Source organism: Acinetobacter johnsonii, from assembly GCF_048551975.1.
Classification (GTDB): Bacteria; Pseudomonadota; Gammaproteobacteria; order Pseudomonadales; family Moraxellaceae; genus Acinetobacter; species Acinetobacter johnsonii_A.
This window is the reverse complement of sequence record NZ_JBIMCF010000087.1, coordinates 1-479: the sequence shown is the minus strand read 5'-3', so window position 1 is coordinate 479 and position 479 is coordinate 1. Positions and strand designations below refer to the sequence as shown.

The window sequence follows — 479 nt, the reverse complement described above, 5'->3', positions numbered from 1 at the left end:
AAGTTTACCGCCTTTTGATTTATCTTGATAAATGTACTGGTAAATCCACTCATGTGAAGGTACATCCAGCCAACCGCGTTGTGTTAAAGCACCTGAAATTTGTTCTGGTGACCAGTCCAAACCAATCAAATAATCAATATAAGCGAAGGCAAATGCTGTCATTGATGATGAAAGACGGTACCGTCTTTGACTTGCAAATTTAGCTGCCTGTTGAGCTCTATATCCACGTTGCCCAGTATTTCTTTTTAATTCACGGTAGATGGTTGATCGTGAACGTCCTAACTCCCGAGCAAGGGTAGCGATTGAACTTTTACTTTTCAAAGTAGCATAAATTTCGTATCTTTCATCTTGAGAAAGTTGGGTGTATTTCTTCATTGTGTGCTTTCCAATTGCGAGTTGAAAAAGTCTAATGATTCTATGAATACACCTAACTTTTTCAACTAACTACAAATGTGTTGCACTTGGGATTTGAATCTGCG

At 38.4% G+C, this 479-nt stretch carries 1 protein-coding gene; it reads right to left on the bottom strand.

Going from position 1 to position 479, the window contains the following annotated elements:
• Positions 1 to 375: transposase (locus tag ACG9ZB_RS16745; protein ID WP_419326802.1), on the bottom strand; the 375-nt coding region annotated here is incomplete at its 3' end.
• Positions 376 to 479 lie beyond the last annotated feature (104 nt).